Here is a 1612-nt window from a genome sequence, read left to right as displayed (position 1 = left end):
ACGACCGGGGCATTGGGGCAGACCCGGACGACCGGGCCACTGGAACCGACCCGGTTGCGCGGACAGCTGGCACCGACCCCGACACCTGAGCCGCGGGGACCCACCCCGACGTCCGAGCCGTGCGTACCGTCTCCGACGTCCGAGCCGTGCGTACCGTCTCCGACGTCCGAGCCGTGCGTACCGTCTCCGACATCCGAGTCGTGCGTACCGTCTCCGACATCCGGGCCGCGCGTACCGTCCCCGACGCCCGAGTCGTGCGTACCGTCTCCGACATCCGAGCCGTGCGTACCGTCTCCGACATCCGAGCCGCGCGTACCGGCCCCGACGTCCGAGCCGCTGGAACCGACCCGGATCAACGGGCCCTTGGGACCGGCAGGGACCCTGGAGCTGATCCACGCCCTGTTCCCCTACCTGCACGACCGTGGCCGGTCGCGGGACCTCGAACGGCTGACCAGGCACGCCGTCACCCTCGCCCGGTCCGGCGGGGACGCGGCGGCCGAGGGGCGGGCCCTGGGCCACCTCGCGTCCGCGCACTACTCGGCGGGCCGCATCCGGCAGGCGCTGCGCCTCCTCGACGAGGCTGTGCGGCTGAGCGAGCGCCTCGCCGACGACCGGGCCAGGATGCGCCACCTCGGCAACCGGGCCGCCCTGTTGCGTGAACTCGGCCGGGGCGCGGACGCCCGGGCGACGCTGGCACGGTGTCTCGCCCTGCGCCCCGACACCCTCGCCCCCGCGGAGGAGGCGCTCCTCGCCGGACACCAGGGATACGTCGCCGAACTCACCGACCCCCGCTCGGCCCTCCCCCTCCACCGGCGCAGCCGGGACCTGGCCCGACAGGCGGGGAGCACCGTGATCGAGCAGGTCGCCCTCTGCAACACGGGCCGTGCCCAACTCGCCCTCGGCGAACCCGCCCCAGCGCTCCGGAGCTTCGACGACGCGTTGCGGGTCATGGCGTCCGGCGTGGCCCACTGGAACGCGGAGCGGGAGACCCGGCTGGGCCGGGCGCAGGCGTTGCGGGCCCTGGGCCGCCTCGACGCGGCGCGGGAGGCGTGCGGGGCGCTGCTCCGGGAGGCCGCCGAGCGCGGCGACGCGTACGGGCGGGGCCTCGCCGAGTACGAGTACGGGCATGTCCTACGGGCCCTCGGGGAGGAGGGGGCGGCCCTCCGTCACTGGCGCGGCGCGCTGACCGCCCTGGAGGGCACGGACGCACCGGTGCTGCCCGAACTCCGTTCACTGGCACAGGAGTTCAGCGCCGATGGCCGTTCGGCGCGAGAGTGAGACGACCGTTGCCGTGCCGCGCCCCTCAAGGTGTCGCGCCCCGCAACGTGCAGCGCCCCTCAAGGCGCACCGCTCCTCAACGCGCACCGGCCCCTAATCACACGACGCCCCTCCACGCACGGCGCCCTCAACACACGGCGGTCTTCATCGTGAATCGGTCGTCGACGGGGCCGTGGACGGGGTCGGCACCGCCGAGGGCTCCTCGGTCGGGGAGGACGCACCCGGCGTCGCGGACGTGCCGGTGGAGGAGTCCTCGGCGGGGCCGGGAACGGGGGTGGCGGACGAGGGCGATCCCGTGTCGGGCCGCGAGGGTGAGGGCGACCCCGCGCGGGGG

1 protein-coding gene is annotated in these 1612 nt (G+C 75.3%); it reads left to right on the top strand.

Translation table 11 applies throughout. The annotated features are described in order from the left end of the window. Positions 1-363: 363 nt before the first annotated feature. Positions 364-1278 (top strand): tetratricopeptide repeat protein, encoded by a 915-nt coding sequence (locus tag AOK15_RS37680; RefSeq protein ID WP_055523263.1) that lies wholly within the window; start codon positions 364-366, stop codon positions 1276-1278. The last annotated feature ends 334 nt before the right edge of the window (positions 1279-1612 follow it).

Source organism: Streptomyces ossamyceticus (genome assembly GCF_001418475.1).
In the GTDB taxonomy this organism is placed as follows: Bacteria; Actinomycetota; Actinomycetes; order Streptomycetales; family Streptomycetaceae; genus Streptomyces; species Streptomyces ossamyceticus.
Note: the sequence above shows the minus strand (reverse complement) of the source record. Positions and strands in the feature narration are given on the sequence as shown.